Annotated in this window: 12 protein-coding genes; 9 read left to right on the forward strand and 3 right to left on the reverse strand. The window is 70.8% G+C overall.

All coding sequences use genetic code 11. The annotated features are described in order from the left end of the window. Positions 1-400: 400 nt before the first annotated feature. The 5 genes from ACZ6Z4_RS17885 (at position 401) to ACZ6Z4_RS17905 (ending at position 6,623) form a co-directional block, all read left to right on the forward strand. The gene (locus ACZ6Z4_RS17885; RefSeq protein WP_465564896.1) at positions 401-1,336 is read left to right on the forward strand and encodes a beta-ketoacyl-ACP synthase III; all 936 of its coding nucleotides are present in this window, start codon (positions 401-403) and stop codon (positions 1,334-1,336) included. A gap of 282 nt (positions 1,337-1,618) precedes the next feature. After that, complete coding sequence (gene disA, locus ACZ6Z4_RS17890; protein ID WP_465566773.1) at positions 1,619-2,674, forward strand: DNA integrity scanning diadenylate cyclase DisA; 1,056 nt, start codon at positions 1,619-1,621, stop codon at positions 2,672-2,674. 201 nt (positions 2,675-2,875) lie between these two features. After that, positions 2,876-4,363: a DHA2 family efflux MFS transporter permease subunit gene (locus ACZ6Z4_RS17895; RefSeq protein WP_465564899.1), complete on the forward strand. Its 1,488-nt coding sequence runs from the start codon at positions 2,876-2,878 to the stop codon at positions 4,361-4,363. Positions 4,364-4,572: 209 nt separating this feature from the next. Continuing rightward, positions 4,573-5,145, forward strand: a complete 573-nt coding sequence (locus tag ACZ6Z4_RS17900; RefSeq protein ID WP_465564904.1) for a PadR family transcriptional regulator — start codon at positions 4,573-4,575, stop codon at positions 5,143-5,145. Next, entirely contained in the window at positions 5,127-6,623 is a 1,497-nt protein-coding gene (locus ACZ6Z4_RS17905) for a DHA2 family efflux MFS transporter permease subunit (protein ID WP_465564909.1), read from the forward strand. The genes ACZ6Z4_RS17900 and ACZ6Z4_RS17905 overlap by 19 nt, the downstream gene beginning before the upstream one ends. Here the strand turns inward: ACZ6Z4_RS17905 and ACZ6Z4_RS17910 are convergent. Then, entirely contained in the window at positions 6,620-7,330 is a 711-nt protein-coding gene (locus ACZ6Z4_RS17910; RefSeq protein WP_465564912.1) for a hypothetical protein, read from the reverse strand. The two genes, ACZ6Z4_RS17905 and ACZ6Z4_RS17910, sit on opposite strands and share 4 nt — an antisense overlap. 32 nt (positions 7,331-7,362) lie before the next feature. Between ACZ6Z4_RS17910 and ACZ6Z4_RS17915 the strand changes: the two genes are divergently transcribed. After that, the gene (locus tag ACZ6Z4_RS17915; RefSeq protein ID WP_465564914.1) at positions 7,363-8,256 is read left to right on the forward strand and encodes an HhH-GPD family protein; all 894 of its coding nucleotides are present in this window, start codon (positions 7,363-7,365) and stop codon (positions 8,254-8,256) included. A gap of 77 nt (positions 8,257-8,333) precedes the next feature. On the opposite strand, the gene ACZ6Z4_RS17920 is transcribed toward ACZ6Z4_RS17915, so the two are convergent. Both ACZ6Z4_RS17920 and ACZ6Z4_RS17925 read right to left on the reverse strand, forming a co-directional pair. Further along, positions 8,334-9,284, reverse strand: coding sequence for a DivIVA domain-containing protein (locus ACZ6Z4_RS17920; RefSeq protein ID WP_184799394.1), 951 nt, complete (start codon positions 9,282-9,284; stop codon positions 8,334-8,336). A 72-nt stretch (positions 9,285-9,356) separates the two neighbouring features. Continuing rightward, positions 9,357-11,690 carry a kinetoplast-associated-like protein gene (locus tag ACZ6Z4_RS17925; RefSeq protein ID WP_465564918.1) on the reverse strand — a complete coding sequence of 778 codons (2,334 nt, stop codon included), beginning with the start codon at positions 11,688-11,690 and terminating at the stop codon, positions 9,357-9,359. A 509-nt stretch (positions 11,691-12,199) separates the two neighbouring features. Between ACZ6Z4_RS17925 and ACZ6Z4_RS17930 the strand changes: the two genes are divergently transcribed. The 3 genes from ACZ6Z4_RS17930 (at position 12,200) to ACZ6Z4_RS17940 (ending at position 16,495) form a co-directional block, all read left to right on the forward strand. Continuing rightward, positions 12,200-14,656: a hypothetical protein gene (locus tag ACZ6Z4_RS17930; protein ID WP_465564925.1), complete on the forward strand. Its 2,457-nt coding sequence runs from the start codon at positions 12,200-12,202 to the stop codon at positions 14,654-14,656. After that, complete coding sequence (locus ACZ6Z4_RS17935) at positions 14,656-15,165, forward strand: hypothetical protein (protein WP_465564928.1); 510 nt, start codon at positions 14,656-14,658, stop codon at positions 15,163-15,165. The genes ACZ6Z4_RS17930 and ACZ6Z4_RS17935 overlap by 1 nt, the downstream gene beginning before the upstream one ends. Before the next feature lie 100 nt (positions 15,166-15,265). Then, complete coding sequence (locus tag ACZ6Z4_RS17940; RefSeq protein ID WP_465564930.1) at positions 15,266-16,495, forward strand: hypothetical protein; 1,230 nt, start codon at positions 15,266-15,268, stop codon at positions 16,493-16,495. Positions 16,496-17,007 lie beyond the last annotated feature (512 nt).

Consider the following 17,007-nt stretch of genomic DNA (forward strand, 5'->3'; position numbering starts at 1 on the left):
GAGCACCGGCCAGCCACTTCCCAGGGCGGAAAATGGCTGGCCGGGGTGCACAAAGACGGCTGGGAACGGCTCGTGGATGCACAAAGTCGGGCCTGGGCCGGGCCAGTGGAGGAGAAGCGGCCGGGGGTGGGTCGCGAGAACGCAGCCGCGTCGCGTACGCACTTTGGGCACCGGCCAGCCACTTCCCAGGGCGGAAAAATGGCTGGCCGGTGCCCAAAGTCGGCTGGGAACGGCTGGTGGGTGCACAAAGTCGGGCCTAGGGCGGGCCGGTGGAGGGAAGCGGCCGGTTGGCATGTAATCCCTCTCACAAGGATGAGACGGGTGTCCGCACCCTGGTAACTCATTACGTACTCTGGATGGCGGCCCACCCCTCCCTGCGGCCGCCCACGAAGGAGCCCCCATGACCGGATCCAGAGTTGTCGCGCTCGGCCACTACCAGCCCGAGCGGGTGCTCACCAACGCCGAGCTCGCCACGATGGTGGACACCAACGACGAGTGGATCCAGAGCCGGGTCGGCATCAAGGAGCGCCGGATCGCGGCCCCTGACGAGCAGGTCGACGAGATGGCCTGGCGGGCCGCCGAGAAGGCGATCGCGAACTCCGGCCTGGACAAGGCCGAGATCGACTACGTCGTCGTCGCCACCTGTACGGCGATCGACCGCTCGCCGAACATCGCCGCCCGCGTCGCCGCCCGGCTCGGGCTCGGCCACCCGGCCGCGATCGACATCAACACGGCCTGCTCCGGGTTCAGCCACGCGCTGTCCACCGCCGACCACGCGATCCGCGCGGGCGCGGCCTCGAAGGCGCTGGTGATCGGTGTCGAGAAGCTGACCGACTTCACCGACTGGACCGACCGGACCACCTGTGTCCTGGTCGGTGACGGCGCCGGCGCGCTGGTCCTGGTCGCCAGCGACGAGCCCGAGGTCGGCCCGGTCGTCTGGGGTTCGGTTCCGGAGATGTCCGACGCGGTCCGGATCGAGGGCGACGGCAAGTTCGCGCAGAACGGGCAGAGCGTCTTCCGCTGGACCACCACCCAGCTTCCGGCGATCGCCAAGCAGGTCTGCGAGAAGGGCGGGATCGCTCCCGAGGACCTCGGCGGCGTCGTCCTGCACCAGGCCAACCTGCGCATCATCGAGCCGCTGGCCAAGAAGCTCGGCGCGGTGAACGCGGTCGTCGCCCGCGACGTCGTCGAGTCCGGCAACACCTCGGCCGCCAGTATCCCGATCGCGCTGTCCAAGCTGGTCGAGCGGCGCGAGATCCCGGTCGGCGCCCCGGTGCTGCTGTTCGGCTTCGGCGGCGGCCTGTCGTACGCCGGTCAGATCATCCGCTGCCCCTGAGCGAGACTCGCCGTAAGGACGCAGACAATTTTCTGCGTCCCGGCGACCGGGGCGTTGGTTGACCGGTGAGGGTTTCCGGCCCGGTGCGGTCCCGCGATCGCGTCGCTTCACGCCGGAAAATTAGTTGCACGCGTCGGGTGCACATCCAGATGCACGGGCGTTTGCAAACGCCCGGGCAAGGAGTACCCGCTCCGGCCGGTATTGGCTCACACCACGCCGCGGACCCGCATAGACTCAGGGACCGTGGCCCCGAATTCCGACAAGAACAGCACCGAGACCCGGATGCGCGCGACCCTCGCGGCCGTGGCACCCGGTACCGAACTGCGCGAAGGCCTGGAACGGATCCTGCGGGGCCGGACCGGCGCCCTCCTGGTCCTCGGTCATGACAAGACCGTCGACGGCATCTCCACCGGCGGTTTCGAGATCGATGTCGAGTTCACCGCCACCGGCCTGCGTGAGCTGAGCAAGATGGACGGCGCGATCATCCTCGACCGCGACGTCAGCCGGATGCTGCGCGCCGCCGTGCACCTGATGCCGGACCCCTCGATCCACACCGAGGAGACCGGCACCCGGCACCGCACCGCCGACCGGGTCGCCCGCCAGACCGGCTTCCCGGTGATCTCGGTGTCGCAGTCGATGCACATCATCGCGCTGTACGTCGACGACCAGCGCTACGTGCTGGAGGACTCCGGGGCGATCCTGTCCCGGGCCAACCAGGCCCTGGCCACGCTGGAGCGGTACAAGCTGCGCCTCGACGAGGTCTCCGGCACGCTGTCGGCGCTGGAGATCGAGGACCTGGTCACCGTCCGGGACGTCGCCGCGGTCGCCCAGCGCCTCGAGATGGTCCGCCGGATCGCCACCGAGATCGACGGGTACGTCGTCGAGCTCGGCACCGACGGCCGCCTGCTCACCCTCCAGCTGAACGAGCTGGTCGCCGGTGTCGCCGGCGAGCGCGAGCTGGTCGTCCGCGACTACCTGCCGCCCGCGACCGGCCGCAAGGCCAAGACGGCGGACGACGTACTGCTGGAGCTGGACGCCGTCAGCCCGACCGACCTGCTGGACATCGGCCAGGTCGCGCGGGCCCTGCAGCTCGGCGGCGCCGAGCAGCTCGACGCTGCCGTCACCCCGCGCGGGTACCGGCTGCTCGCCAAGGTCCCGCGCCTGCCCGGCGCCGTCATCGACCGCCTGATCGAGCACTTCGGCCACCTGCAGAAGCTGCTCGCCGCGAGCATCGACGACCTGCAGACCGTCGACGGCGTCGGCGAGAACCGCGCCCGCACGGTCCGCGAGGGCCTGTCCCGGCTCGCCGAGTCGAGCATCCTCGAACGCTACGTCTGACCGCCGTACGCCGGTCGACCCACCGCGGCCGCGCCGGCGTACAGGCTCCTGACCGGGCTGAACTCCACCAGTCGCTGACGTCTCCGCCGGGTCGCCGTGTCCGCACGGCGGCCCGGCGTCTTTGTGTCGCCCCTCTTGCTTACTGACTTGTCAGTGAGTCACACTCACCGAGGACCGCTCCGGCTGAGATGAGGAACTCGCATGGCCGCTCTACGCCAGCACGACCCGGCGACCACCGTCCGGCCCTGGCCCGCGCTCTGGGCGCTGATGCTGGGCTTCTTCATGATCCTGGTCGACTCGACCATCGTTTCGGTCGCGACGCCCGCGATCCTGACCGACCTGCACGCCGACATCGGCAGCGTCGTCTGGGTCACCAGCGCCTACCTGCTCGCGTACGTCGTACCGCTGCTCGTCACCGGCCGGCTCGGTGACCGCTTCGGCCCGAAGAAGCTCTACCTCACCGGCCTGGTGCTGTTCTCGCTCGCGTCGGTGGCGTGCGGCCTGACCGGCACGATCGAGCTGCTGATCGTGGCCCGCGTCTTCCAGGGCTTCGGTGCAGCGCTGATGACCCCGCAGACGATGGCGGTCATCACCCGGATCTTCCCCGCCGACCAGCGCGGCCGCGCGATGAGTCTGTGGGGCGCGACCGCCGGCGCCGCGCTGCTGGTCGGCCCGGTGCTCGGCGGCGTACTGGTCGACGGCCTCGGCTGGCAGTGGATCTTCTTCGTCAACGCACCCGTCGGCCTGGTCGGCTTCGTCCTGGCGCTACGCCTGGTCCCGAGCCTGCCGACCCAGGACCGCCGGTTCGACCTGCTCGGTGTGGCCCTCAGCTCGGTCGGCCTGTTCTGCCTGGTCTTCGGCATCCAGGAAGGCCAGAAGTACGACTGGGGCCAGATCACCGGACCGATCTCGGTCTGGTCGCTGATCGTCGCCGGGCTCGTCGTGATCGGCGTCTTCCTGTTCTGGCAGGCGAAGAACAAGGGCGAACCGCTGCTGCCGCTGTCGCTGTTCAAGGACCGCAACTTCTCCCTCGCCAACCTCGCGATCAGCACGATCGGCTTCGCGATCACCGCGCTCACCTTCCCGCTGATGCTGTACGCGCAGAGCGTGCGCGGCCTCGACCCGACGCCGGCGGCGCTGCTGATGGTCCCGATGGCCGTCATCTCCGGACTGCTGGCGCCGTTCGTCGGCAAGCTCACCGACACCGCCTCGCCGCGGCTGCTGGCCGGCTTCGGCGTGCTGTGCTGCTCGGCGTCGCTGTTCTGGCTCAGCGCTGTGATCACTCCGACCGTGCCGATCTGGCAGCTGCTACTGCCGATCGGGCTGCTCGGCGTCGCCAACGGATTCATGTGGGCACCGATCGGCGCCACCGCGACGCGCAACCTGCCGTACGCCCAGGCCGGAGCCGGCGCGGGGGTCTACAACACCACCCGGCAGATCGGCGCGGTGCTGGGCAGCGCAGGCATCGCCGTACTGATGGAGTCGCGGCTCGCGCACAACCTGCCGGCCGCGCCCGGCGGAGGCCCGTCAGCCGAGGCGAGCTTCGGGCGGATCGTGCCGGAGCCGCTGCAGCAGGGGTTCAGCGACGCGATGGCGCAGTCGCTGCTGCTCCCGGCGTCGGTCCTGGTGATCGGCCTGATCGCGGCGCTGTGCTTCACGCGATCGCAGACCCGCAAGGCGACGATCTAGTCGCTCCCGTCCTCGCCCTTCCCGCCCGTCCGCCCCGCCCCCATCCCTCCCACCCTCCCGCCCTCCCCCTCCCCTCCTCTCTCCCCCTCTCCCTCCCGCGGCCCCGGTGGATCCCACCGGGGCCGCGGCACGTTCGCGCCGGAAACTTGCTTCCAAGGCAGCATCCGAGTAATACTCCACGTGGAATAATTCGCACGGAATAGTCGGAGATGGATGTGGCGGAACTGACGCCTCTGGGGATCGCGGTGCTGGCGCTGCTCGACGAGCGGCCGATGCACGCCTACGAGATGTACCAACTGCTGCTGCAGCGGCAGAACAGCCGGCTGCTGAAGGTGAAGCCCGGTTCGCTCTACCACACGGTCGAGCGGCTGGCCGGTCAGGAACTGGTCCGCGCGACCGGCACCGAACGGGCCGGCAACCGGCCCGAGCGGACGACGTACGAGCAGACCCCGGCCGGCAAGCAGGCGCTGCAGCAGCGGGTCCAGGCCGGGATCGAGACCTACGTCTACGAGTACCCGCTGTTCCCCGTCGTCCTGAGCGAGGCGCACAACCTCGAACCCGCCGACGCCGCCGAGCGGTTCCGGCGCCGGCTGGTCGAGCTCGCCGGGCAGATCGCCGAGCTCGACGCCGTGATCGCGGACGTCACCGACCGCGGGGTACCGGAGCAGTTCTGGATCGCCGCGGACTACAACCGGGCAGTGCTGGCCGCCGAGCGCACTTGGCTGACCACCCTCCTGCACCGCATCGAGAGCAAGGATCTTTCATGGCAACACCGCAAGTGAGGCCCGACGTGCGGCCGTGGCCGGCGCTGTGGGCGCTGGTGCTCGGCTTCTTCATGATCCTGGTCGACTCCACGATCGTGTCGGTGGCGACACCCGCGATCCTGACCGACCTGGACGCCGACGTCAGCAGCGTGGTCTGGGTGACCAGCGCCTACCTGCTGGCGTACGCCGTACCGCTGCTGATCACCGGGCGGCTCGGCGACCGGTTCGGCCCGAAGAAGCTCTACCTGACCGGCCTGACGCTGTTCACGCTGGCGTCGGTGTGGTGCGGGCTGACCGGGACGATCGAGATGCTGATCGTGGCCCGAATCTTCCAGGGGCTCGGCGCCTCGCTGATGACGCCGCAGACGATGGCCGTGATCACCCGGATCTTCCCGGCCGACCAGCGCGGCCGGGCGATGAGCCTGTGGGGCGCGACCGCGGGCGTGGCGACACTGGTCGGCCCGATCCTCGGCGGCGTCCTCGTCGACGGGCTCGGCTGGCAGTGGATCTTCTTCATCAACGCGCCGGTCGGCGTCGTCGGCTTCGTGCTGGCGCTGCGGCTGGTGCCGGACCTGCCGACCAACGAGCACCGGTTCGACCTGCTCGGGGTCGCGCTGAGCTCGATCGGGCTGTTCTGCCTCGTGTTCGGCATCCAAGAGGGGCAGAAGTACGACTGGGGCCAGATCACCGGCGTGATCTCGGTCTGGTCGCTGATCATCGCCGGTCTGGTCGTGATCGGGGTGTTCCTGTTCTGGCAGGCGAAGAACAAGGGCGAGCCGCTGCTGCCGCTGTCGCTGTTCAAGGACCGCAACTTCTCGCTGGCCAACACGGCGATCACGACGGTCGGGTTCGCGATCACCGCGATGACGTTCCCGCTGATGCTGTACGCCCAGAGCGTGCGCGGTCTCAGCCCGACCCGGTCCGCGCTGCTCCTGGTCCCGATGGCCGTCATCTCCGGCGCGCTGGCGCCGTTCGTCGGCCGGCTGACCGACAAGGCGCCGCCGCGGTTCATCGCCGGGTTCGGGCTGCTGTGCTGCTCGGTGTCGCTGTTCTGGCTGAGCCAGGTGATGGAGCCGACCGTCCCGATCTGGCAGCTGCTGCTGCCGATCGCGCTGCTGGGCGTGGCGAACGGGTTCATGTGGGCCCCGCTCGGTACCACAGCCACGCGCAACCTGCCGTACCACCAGGCAGGCGCGGGTGCGGGCGTCTACAACACGACGCGCCAGGTCGGCGCGGTCCTCGGGAGCGCGGGCATCGCCGTACTGATGGAGTCGCGGCTGGCCGCGAACCTGCCGGCTGCGCCGGGTGGGTCGGCGGAGCCGAGCTTCGCCGGGAAGCTGCCGGAGGCGATCCACCAGGGGTTCAGCGATTCGATGGCGCAGTCGCTGATGTTGCCGGCGTCGGTGCTGATCATCGGGTTGGTGGCGGCGCTGTTCTTCACGCGGCCGGCGCACCTGCAGGCGAAGGCGTACTCGGGATCAGTGAAGGCGGACTAGGAAGCGACTACGTAGAAGGCCTGTGCGGCGGACGCTTGTCCGTCGTACACGGCCTTCGCCACATAGGTTCCGGGCTTGGCCAGCGGCTGCCCCGGCAGGCAGCCCGGGCCGGAACGCCGTCCGTCCCAGGCCACGGTGCTCGTCGACTGCTTGCCCTTGGCAACAAGGAATGTTGCCCGCGGCACGGTCTGCTCGCACTGCGTGGTGGACCAGATCTGGTCCACGCCCGAGGTGATCGTCAGCGACAGCAACGTCGGGTCGATCGCCGCCTTGCACTCCGCACGGACGGCGCTCAGCTGCACGGCGAAGTTCAACGCACCCCCGGCCTTGATCGTCCGGACCGCCGGCAGCACCGCCACCCGCACATCGCGCCCGGCGCATTCTTGCGGCGGCTCAGGCGTCTTCGGGGTCTCCGGCGTGCTCGGCTTGCCAGTGGGCTTCCCGGTCGGCTTGCCGCTGGGCGGCGGGGTCTGGACCGGGGTCTGCTCGTTCACACCGGTTGTCGGCGTACTGGTCGGGTCGACAGGAGCAGTGGGGTTCTCGTTCTGGGGACCGCCCGCTGCCGTGTTCTCCGGCTTGTCGCCGCCTCCACCGAGCAGACGCCCGAACAGCACCAGCACCACCACCAGGGCGACCAGCAGCAGGCCCCTGCGGAACCAGTACACGCTGGCAGGCAGGTGCCCGACCGGACGGAGCAGGCTGCTCATGTCCGCACCTTAATGTCAGGATTGACCCCGACATGTCAGACTCGCCGCTCCCCCTCGCATCCACCTTGCACGCCCCCGTGCTCCAGTGGTACGCCGACAACGCCCGAACCCTCCCCTGGCGCGAGCCGGACGCTGGTGCGTGGGCGGTGATGATCAGCGAGTTCATGCTGCAGCAGACGCCGGTCGCGCGCGTGCTCCCGGCGTACGAGACGTGGATCCGTCGCTGGCCCAAACCAGGCGACCTGGCCGCTGAGCCCCCTGGCGAAGCCGTCCGCGCGTGGGACCGTCTCGGCTACCCCCGGCGAGCCCTACGCCTCCACGCCGCCGCCCAGGCCATCGTCGAGCGCCACGGAGGCGAAGTCCCCTCCGACCACGCCGCGCTGCTGGCTCTCCCCGGCGTCGGCACGTACACAGCCGCGGCCATCGCGTCCTTCGCCTTCGGCCAGCGCCACGCGGTCGTCGACACGAATGTGCGCCGAGTCTTCGCCCGGGCGCTCACCGGTGTCGCCCAGCCGACGATCTCCCCCACAGCCGCCGACCAACGCCTCGCAGCCGCCGCCCTCCCCGTGGACGAAGCCGTGGCTGCCCGCTGGGGCGTCGCGACCATGGAGCTGGGCGCCCTGGTCTGCACGGCCAGAATCCCCCGCTGCAACCAATGCCCCATCAGCGCCCAATGCGCCTGGGTCCTGGCCGGCTCCCCGCCGTACGACGGCCCACCCCGCAAGGGCCAAACCTACGAAGGCACCGACCGCCAAGCCCGAGGCCGCCTGCTCGCCGTCCTCAGAGCGGCAACCAGCTCGGTCTCCAAGCAACAGCTGGACGCCTGCTGGCCTGACGCACCTCAGCGCGAACGAGCCCTCGACGGCCTGGTAGCCGACGGCCTGGTCGAGCCCCTCCCCCGCAACCGCTACCGACTGCCGCAGTAAGAACGCATGCTCGAGGCCGGCGCCTCCCCGGTGGGGAGGGCCGGCCTCAAAGGCGACGGAGCAGTGGTGGAGGCTGCTCAGTTCTTCTTGCTCGACGTAGCGGTTTCGTCCTCGTCGTCGGCGAGCAGGTCGAGCGGCATCGCGGGGCTGCCGGACAGCGTCGCCAGCATCTGGCGGACGTTGGTCAGCTGCGCGTTGATGCTGTCCCGGCGCTGCGTCGCGGCGGCGAGCTCGCGCTCGGACTCGGCGCGGATCCGCTCGGACTTGTCCTTCGCGGCGGCGACGATCTCCTGCGCCTGACGGTTCGCGTCGGCCAGCTGCTGCTGGGCCAGACGCTCCGCCTCGGACCGGGACCGGTCGGCCTCGCGCTGCACCTGGGCGGCGCGGTCGGTGACCGCGGCCAGCTGCTGCTCGGCCAGCGCCGTCCGGGCGGCGAACTCCTGCTCGACCTTGCCGCGGCGCTCGGCCAGGGTGGTCTCGAAGGCGGCCGCGGCCTGGGCGGACTTGGCCCGCTCCTGCTCGTACAGGGCCTGCGCCTCGCTGCGCCGCGCGTTCGCGTCGCGCTCGGCCTCGTCACGCATGTCGTCGGCCTGGGTCCGGGCCTCCTCGAGGATCCGGGCGGCCTCGGCGTCGACCTCGCTCTTCCAGTCCAGGGAGTACTGCTCGGCCTCCTTGCGGACCTTCTTCGCGTGCGCCTCGGCGTCGGCGACGATCGCCTCGGCGTCGGTGCGGGCGCGGGTGACCAGGTCACGGGCCTCGTCGTCGGCCAGGGACAGGATCTTGGCGACCCGCTCACCGAACTCGGTGAACGTCGGCGCCCGGTCCTTGTTGTCCTCCTGCGCCGAGATGACGGCCGACTCGGCGGCGTCGGTCCGGGTCTGCAGCTCCTGGACGTGCCGCTGCAGCTGCTCGGACTGCTGCTGGAGCGCGGTCAGCGAGGTGGTCAGCTCCCGGACGTGCTGATCCACCTGGGCCGGCTCGTAGCCACGCAGAACGGTGCGGAACGGGGTTGGTGCTTCACTGCTCATGTCTTCAGATGCTCACTTCGACTGGTGGGTGGATCACACATTGTCACTGACAAGGATCTGACTGTCACGTCCTCATCCTGATTCCCCCGTGGAACCCTCGCTGGAGGACATTCCACCATCAACGCGGAAGCCGGGTACAGCGAGTGCCTCGATCACACCCGAAAGCTGGGTGAGCTCCTTGGTGATCTCGTCGCGGCGCTGGTTGAGCGCGGCGACCCTCGCCTCGGCGTCGGCGAGAAGTTTTCGGGCCTGCGAGCGCAGCTCGTCGGCGTGCGCGCGGGCCTGCGCCTCGAGCTGCTGGGCGTCGGCGCGGGACTTGCGGATCAGGTCGTGCGACTGGCGCTGCGCGTCGGCGAGGTCGTTCGCGGCCCGCTCGCGCAGGACCTGCGTACTGGCCTCGGCCTCGGCGACGCGGCGGTTGGCGCGGTCGACGATCTCCTTGGCCTCGGCCTCGGCGGTCGCCTTGAGCCGCTCGGCCTTGGCCTGCGCCTGGACGGTGACCCGCTCGGCCTGCTGACCGGCGTTCTCCATCGCGGCCTCGGCCTGCGCGGTCGCTTCCTTGAGCGCGGCGTTGGCCTGGGTGGTCTGCTCGGCGTTCTGCCGGGTGATCTCTTCCTGGGTCGCCTTGAGCCGGCTGGTGGAGCGGCCGACGACGCGGCGCAGGTGGGCGCGCTTCTCGCGCATCAGCTCGGCGGCGTCGGCGGCGGCCTTGTCCCGGATCGCCTGCGCCTCGGACTCGGCGGCCGAGACCAGCTCGCCGACGGTCTGCTTGGTCCAGGCGGTCTGCTTCTCGGCCTCGGCGAGCGCGACCTCGGCGGCCTTGTTGGCGTCCTCGACGATCCGCTGCGCTTCGGCGGACGCCGTACGCCGGTCCGCCTCGATGCTGTCGACGACGAGCTTGGCCTGGGCGCGGGCGTCGGCCATCAGCCGTTCGTTGGCCGCCTCGGCCTCGGACTTCTGGCGCCCGATGTCCTCGACGGCCTCGCCACGGAGCTTGTCGATCTCGAGCGAGATGGCGGCGAGCTTGGCCCGCTCGGTCTCCTCCAGTTCGGCCGTACGCCGTTCCAGCTCGGCCCGGTTCTCGCCGCGCAGCCGCTCGATCTCGGCGTGCGCCTCGGCGATCTCGGCGCGCGCCTTCTCCCGGGCGGCCTCGACCTCGCGCTCGACGGCGACCCGCAGGTCCTTCGCCTCGGACTCGGCCCGCGAGATCAGGTCGGCCTCGGCCCGGACGGCGGCCTGCGACACCAGCGCGGCCTGCTCACCGGCGTCGGCGACCAGCTGCTGCGCTTCGCGCCCGGCCCGCTCGACGTTCTGGGCGGCGGCCTCGCGGGCTTCGCGGGCTTCGACCAGCAGCTCGTCGGCGTCGGCCTTGATCTGCGCGGCGGCGGTCTCGGCCTGGGCGATCCGCCGCGCGGCCGCGGTTTCGGAGTCTTCCTGGAGCTTGTCGACGGCGGCCTGGGTGTCGGCCTTGAGCTTCGCGACGGCTGTTTCGGTCTCGGTCCGGAGCCGCTCGGCCTCGGCCTCGGAGTCGGCCTTGAGCTTGGCCGCGGCGGCCTCGGAGTCGGCTCGCACCTTCGCCGCCGCCGCTTCGGAGTCGGCCTGCAGCTTCGCCGCCGCGGCCTCCGAGTCCTCCTTCAGCTTGGCGGCCGTCGCCTCCGACTCGGTCCGGACCTGCTCGGCCGCGGCCTCGGCCTCGGCGCGGTGGTCGTCGGCCGCCTTGCGGACGCGCGCCGCTTCCATCTCGGCGTCGGCGATCCGCCGGGCCGCCGCGGCCTGCGACTCGGCCCGCAGCTCGTCGGCCGCGGTCTGGGTCTCGGTGCGCAGCTTGTCGGCCGCGGCCTCGGACTCGCTTCGGCGGCGCGTCACCTCGTTGTCCACGTCGACGCGCAGCTGCTCGGCCGCCGACTCGGACTCGGTCTTCAGGCGGTCCGCCGTACTGGTCGCGTCGGACCGGACCTTCGCGACCTCGGCGTCGGCCTCGTCACGCAGCCGCTTCACCTCGGCCGCGGTGTCGGCGCGGAGCTTGGCGACCTCGGTGGTCGCGGTCGCGCGCAGCTGCTCGGTCTCGTCCGCCGCCTCGGTGCGGACCCGCTCGGACTCGGCCTCGGCCTCGGTGCGCAGCTGGTCGGCCGCGCGCTCGGCGTCGGCGAGCAGGCGCTCGGCGGAGGCGGTCGCGTCGGCGCGCAGCTTGCGGGCCGCGGCGTCGGCCTCGGCGCGGAGCTGCTCGGCCTGCCCGCGGACCTGCTCGGCCTCGCGCAGGGCGGAGTCGTTCTCGAGCTCGGCCTGCTCGCGCAGGGTGTCGGCGATCCGCTGTGCGCGCTCCAGCACGCCACCCGCTTGCCGCACGCCAAAGGAACCGGCGTCGACGACCGGTTCCTGGGTCAAGGGCAGACGCGGTGCGTCCATGCGACGAGATGATTCCATCTCCGGCCCCCTCTCCAACAGTCCGGGTCCACTTGGCGCAGTCATGCTCTTACAACGAGCCACAACCGGCTACGGGTAGCTTCTTTTTTATGCCGTTGCGTGATCTTCCCACTGAATCGAAGGCCGCAGCGGGCCTGTTACAGGTGCAGCGGCTGCGGCACCGCGTGACCGTACGACGGACCGGGTGGCCCGGTCCAGCACTCGCCGGACTCGCTGTGGTTGCAGCGGTTTCACTGCTGCTGCCGGGCTCGGCAAGTACAGGCTGTTACCTCTGGCGAGCCACCACCCAACCAGTGAACGGGCGTGGTCCGGCGCTGGTCCTGCCGCTCGCTCTGGTCCTCGTGGTGCTCGCGGATCGCTTGTGGGCGGACAAAGTGGCGGCCCGCCGGCAAGTGCGTGGCTGGGCCGCGGTGGGGCTCGGGGTGCTGACCACTGTGGTCTGGACTGGTCTGGTGGTTCAGGGCCGATCGGGTTGTGCCACCTCACCGGCTGTGATCGGTGTCGTGGCGACCGGCGTCCTGGCGACGGCGATCTGCGCGCACTGGGCGACCCGTCACGACGCGGTCGCCGACCTGTTGCCGGAACGTCCCGAAAAATCTTCCGAGCAGCCGCTGAACCAGTCCGAATTGCGGGCAACCTTTGTCCAGCTCTGCGATTTCGTCGGTCCGGGGACTGCTCGGCGGCCCACTGCGGCGCTGCTCTCGGTCGTCGCCGCGGCACTGTTGCTGCTGTCGACCCTGCTGCCTTGGCGCGAGCTGGTGGACCCGGTGGCGCTCGGTCCGGCAGGTGCTGAGGCCGGGCTGCTCCGCTCGCAGCTGTGGGAGCTGCCGTACGCGCTGACCTGGGCGGTGCTTGTCGCTGTGTTGGCAGTCTGCACGCTCGCCACCTCCATCACCGGCCCTCCGCTGGTACGGCGTACTGCTGCTGCTCTGACCGGAGCGCTGACTGTCACCGGGACGCTCGACTCGCTCGTGCAGCTCCCGCCGCGCCTCCCGGACGGCGTCGGCTACCAGCCGGGCGTCGGCGCGTGGGTCGGCCTAGGTCTGGGTGTGCTGCTCCTTGTCCTGGCGCTGCTGCCGCTCCGACAGGTGTTGGTGGTCTGTGCGGCGGCTGTGCTCGGTCTGGTCGGCGGGCTGCTTGTGCCGGGCGCTGCTGGTACGTCGTACAAGCCGGAGGTCCTGGCCGGCTCACCGCACCGGCTGCTGAACCTCAACGGCGGTCAGCTCGAGGACCCGCTCGGCATGCGGGTAGCGATCGGCACCTCTGACCCGCTCGACTCCATCGCTGGCAACCTCGACGGTTCCCCTGGCGAGTGGCTGCTGGGCCGCACCGGCTCCGAGGGCTCGACCGTCTTCGCGTACGCCGACGGCATCGCGCTCCCGCAGGTAGCGCTCAGCCACGGGACCACACCGCCGGCTCTGCTCGGTGTGGCCGACCACCGGATGCTGCTGCTCGCAGGTGGCGCCAGCGACCGCCCCTGGGCTCTGCTGTCTGTCCCGCTCAGCCTGGTCTCAGCGGACATCAGCCTGAGCCACCAGGACCCGGACGGCCGGTACTACGTGACGCCGGGCGTAGAGATCCTCGCCAGCGGCACCGGGCCGGCTCTGACGCATCGGAACGCGGACCGCTCGATCGTCATCTGGGGAGGCACCAGCACCTGGCAGATCCCGGCTGCAGCGATGCGGCCCGGGATGAAGCTGGCCGACTACCTGGTGAACCCAGGGCCGGGTGCTCCTGGCAACTCGGTCTCCACCGGGCCGGACGGCACAGTCGCCTGGCGGACGAGCCAGACCGGTCTCGCGCTGCGCCGCCCGGGCTCTGGTGCCGTGCAGGTGACCGGTGTGGCGCCGGCCGGGTGTCCGTTGAGCCGCGACGCGGCCAGCTCATCGCTGACCGTCGAGGCGTTCGCCGTCGACGTGCGCGGCAACCTGTGGCTGGGCGGGAGTGCGCAGACCGCGGTGGTCACTCCGGACGGCGTACTGCGGCCGCTGCCTTCGCGGGTCGCTGGAGTGGACAGCATCGAGGCGCGGCCCGACGGCTCTGTCGTGCTGGGGGTGTCGCCGGGTGGCGGCGACCAGGTGCTCGTCGTACCGGATGCGGCTGCGTCTGCCGCTGCGTACCCGGCTGCTGATGAGCCGTCCGCTCGGTGCGATCGACGGAAACCTGCTGGCGGCAGTACGTCGTACCGGGCGGCCGTTGTGCCGCAGGTGCCTCTGGTGGAGCCGCCGGTCACCGTGGAAGGCCAACCAGGCAAGGCGGCCTCGGGTGCGAACTCGCAGCTGGCGCTGGATGCTGCCGGGCGGCTGGTCCGGATGCGGCTGCCGAACGCGGCGCACGCGTGGGCTCCTGACGGGCTCGGCGGGCTCTGGTGGACCGTCGCCAGTCGCAGCAAACCGTCAACCGAGCTGGGCGTTCACTTGGTTGGCGGGCACGCGACTGCGGTCCAGGACTCGTTGCCGTCGGCCCCTGAACAGCGCGGTGAGTCAGCGGCTGCTGCTGGCGAGTTGCTGGTCACCTCGATCGGTGGCGGCCAGTACAACCTGTACGGACCGGGCGCGAAACGCCTTCAGTTGAACGGGAAGCTCCGCGCTCTCGTGCAGCTGCCGTCCGGCGCGGTGGCTGCGGTGCTGGGCGAGCGGTTGATCCAGGTCGAGCGCGACGGCCGGGAGACCGTGCTGCTCGGCGGCGCCTCTACTGGTTGGCCGGTGTCAGCAGCTGGCGTTCCGGCCGCCGAGAGGACGACGGACGGAACCTGGTTCGCCGGGCCGGACGGGCGGCCGTGGGTCTACGACGGCGTCCACCTGACGCGAGTCGACGGGCCTGGTCGCGTCAGGGTCGTCGCCGGTCCTGCTGACGGCGTACCGCAGGCGGCTGACGACCTGACGGTCATCGGCCAGGCGCTGTACTTCGAGCTGGGCCACGACGTGATCCGCCTGGAGGTGCAGTGATGCTGCCCGACGAGGAGCTGCCGGACAAGCTGGAGCAGGAGGAGAAGCGCCAGGCCGTCGTACAGCACCGCTGGTTCGCGCTGGCGACGCTGCTCGCCACACTGCCTGCTGGAGTCGCGTTGCTGCTGCCGTGGGCGTTCAGCCGACGGCTAGGCCAGTCGGTGTGGCAGCTGGGTGTGGAGACTCAGCCTGCGCTCGCGCTGACATGGCTGGCTGGGCTGCTGGCCGCCGTACTGGCTCTGGTGCTTGGGCCTGGGCAGCTGGCGCAGCTAGCGGCTGGGGTCTCTGGCGTCGTTGCGCTGGTGTACGCCGCTGGCGGCTGGCAGGCCAACAACGCCAGCGTCCTCAGCGACACGTGGCCCGGGCCTGGTCCTGTCGTAGCGCTCGTGTCCGGGCTGATCTGGCTGCTGTGCGCCAGCGCGCAGCTCATCGCCGACCGCCCGCACCCTGTCGAGCCCGACCCCGAGTCGCTTGCCAACGCCGTACGCCGGCTGCGCCAGAACCGCTGAAAGTTCCCCCGAGCGAGGGACCCGAACCCCTCGCAGGACGGAAGTGCTCACCTCTCCTTCAGCTGCACCGTGGAACCACACATGCATCTGGAGGACTTCCATGACCACCACCATTCGCCCCCGAGCCCGTACCAACCCACGCACCCGCCGCCTGCCGATCGCCGTCGCCGTCCTCTCGCTCCTGTACGGCGTACTCGGCGTGACCTGGCTCCTCAGCGGCCCGATCGACTACCCCTTCGGCCCGACCGGCCCCGACGCCGACCGCCTCTCGCTGCTCGCCTTCATCCCGACGGACGTCGGCGCCGGTCTGATCGCAGTCCTCGGCTTCCTCGGCGTACCGGCCGCCCTCGCCCACACCCAGTCGACTTGGACACCATCGGCGTACAGACCTCTGCTCGCGTTCACCGCCCTGCAAGCGCTCGTCTTCGGCCTGCTCGCGCCGAGCATGACCGTCATCGTCCTCGCCGGCTACCTGCTCGTCCTCGTCGGCCTGCCCGTCGCCTTCGCCTTCCTGATCGCCGGCGCCTGGCGCCAGCCAGTCACCCGCGCCTTCCTCCTCGGCGTACTGGCCCTGGTTGCTGCCCTCCAACTCACCACCGGCCTCTTCGACTGGCAGGCCTTCCGCAACCTCGGCTCAGCCCTCGCTCACGTCCCAGAGCGCGTCGGCACCACGCCGCTGTTCGTCTTCACCGCGTTCCTCCTGGGCGCCGGCTGGACCGCCCTCGGTATCCGAACTCTCCGCACGGCCCAATCCCGCTGCCCCCACTGCGGCCGCTCCCACGACGTCCCCGGGCACAACTCTTCTCACTGGACCGACCCTGAATCGGCCCGCCGCTGGGGCTTCTGGGCCACGATCATCGCCGCCCTCTGCCCGATGCCCTACGCGCTACTCCGCATGACCTGGCTGCTCCCCACTCCCGTCGGCCTGGGCATCGACTCCGCAGCCCTCGACGCCGACCCCGGCCTGAAACTCTTCGGTCTCGGCCTCGGCCTGATCGCCCTGACCTCCGGCATCGTCACCCTCGGCCTGATCCGTCCCTGGGGCGAAACCTGGCCCCGCTGGATCCCGTTCCTCGCCGGCCGCCCCGTCCCGATCAAAGCCGCCGTCATCCCCGGCGCCACCGCCGCAGCCTTCCTGCTGGTCAGCAGCCTGTCCCTGGTCCAGATGCTCTGGCTCCCCGAGGAGTCCCTGCTCACCAACCTGGGCCACCTGGCCCTCTTCCCCTTCCCCCTCTGGGGAACCACCCTCGCCATCGCCACCGCGGCCTACTACTACCGCCGCCGCCCACCCTGCCCGTACGCCGTCACCCAGGCCGCCGCGACACGGTAACCGTCGCCCCCTGAGCCACCACCCCCTGCGGCAGCCGCGCCATCCCCGTCCCGCTCGACCACTTCCCGGCAGCCCGCAGGTAGTCGATCAACACCCGCTGCCCCTGCCCGTCCACCACCACGGGCACCAACTCGAAACTCCCCGAAGACGCCTCACCCCCGATCGTCACATCAGGACAAGTCAGCGCCTCCCCCTCCCCCACACAAGGCCCAGCCGCCGGGTAGTACGGCGCCCCCACCCCCGCCTTCCGAATCAGAACCCACACGCCTTCCCCCGGCCGCAACCCCTTCACAGTCCCCGTCACCCGCTCAACCGGCCCCACCACAGCCCCCGCCGCCGGCACCCCGATCCCCACCACCCGCTCCACCACCGGCTCACCCCGAGCCGCCTCGTCCCGATCCCGCCACCCCACCACAGCCGCCACGACCCCACCCACAGCCACCACCCCACAAACCACAGCCACCACCCGCCACCACCCAGCCACCAAAGCCCGAGCCCGATGCTTCCGACGA

This window comes from Kribbella sp. NPDC104740 (assembly GCF_055583505.1).

Bases quoted from the DNA above. Each gene is read 5' to 3' on its own strand.
- ACZ6Z4_RS17900 (WP_465564904.1), top strand. From the start codon at position 4,573: ATGGATGTGGCGGAACTGACGCCTCTGGGGATCGCGGTGCTGGCGCTG.
- ACZ6Z4_RS17925 (WP_465564918.1), bottom strand. From the start codon at position 11,690: ATGGACGCACCGCGTCTGCCCTTGACCCAGGAACCGGTCGTCGACGCC.
- ACZ6Z4_RS17920 (WP_184799394.1), bottom strand. From the start codon at position 9,284: ATGAGCAGTGAAGCACCAACCCCGTTCCGCACCGTTCTGCGTGGCTAC.
- ACZ6Z4_RS17905 (WP_465564909.1), top strand. From the start codon at position 5,127: ATGGCAACACCGCAAGTGAGGCCCGACGTGCGGCCGTGGCCGGCGCTG.
- ACZ6Z4_RS17940 (WP_465564930.1), top strand. From the start codon at position 15,266: ATGACCACCACCATTCGCCCCCGAGCCCGTACCAACCCACGCACCCGC.
- ACZ6Z4_RS17915 (WP_465564914.1), top strand. From the start codon at position 7,363: ATGTCAGACTCGCCGCTCCCCCTCGCATCCACCTTGCACGCCCCCGTG.
- disA (WP_465566773.1), top strand. From the start codon at position 1,619: ATGCGCGCGACCCTCGCGGCCGTGGCACCCGGTACCGAACTGCGCGAA.
- ACZ6Z4_RS17935 (WP_465564928.1), top strand. From the start codon at position 14,656: ATGCTGCCCGACGAGGAGCTGCCGGACAAGCTGGAGCAGGAGGAGAAG.
- ACZ6Z4_RS17895 (WP_465564899.1), top strand. From the start codon at position 2,876: ATGGCCGCTCTACGCCAGCACGACCCGGCGACCACCGTCCGGCCCTGG.
- ACZ6Z4_RS17885 (WP_465564896.1), top strand. From the start codon at position 401: ATGACCGGATCCAGAGTTGTCGCGCTCGGCCACTACCAGCCCGAGCGG.
- ACZ6Z4_RS17910 (WP_465564912.1), bottom strand. From the start codon at position 7,330: ATGAGCAGCCTGCTCCGTCCGGTCGGGCACCTGCCTGCCAGCGTGTAC.